The sequence below is a fragment of the Mesorhizobium sp. 128a genome (assembly GCF_053848025.1).
Genome location: NZ_JBSPKY010000125.1, coordinates 1 through 291 on the forward strand (window position 1 = coordinate 1; position 291 = coordinate 291).

Below are 291 nucleotides of genomic sequence, written 5' to 3' on the forward strand. Positions count from 1 at the left end.
GTTGCCATCGCCGGCGAGCTCGGTTCCAAGGGCCGTCGCTTCCGCACTTTCAGCACGCCTGCGCTAGTCAGGATCGCCAACGGTCTGTCGCGGGTTATCGAGGAGGGAGAGACCGCCGGCGAGGTCGCCGAACCCGCCTTGCTGAAGGACCGGCTGCATCAGCTGGCGCACTACCTCCAATATGCCGAGGATCGGCTGCAGCAGGCCGATGTCCATGCCATCGCGAGTATATTCAAGGCGTTGGGCAAGGCGCAGTTGTTGGACGATCTCGGTGTGCTGGCACAGCCGGGG

Annotated in this window: 1 protein-coding gene; it reads left to right on the top strand. The window is 64.3% G+C overall.

Annotated features, from left to right (window positions below; genetic code table 11):
- The coding region (locus ACWTU9_RS33365; protein WP_455862038.1) for a hypothetical protein at nt 1–291 on the top strand (291 nt) is incomplete at both ends.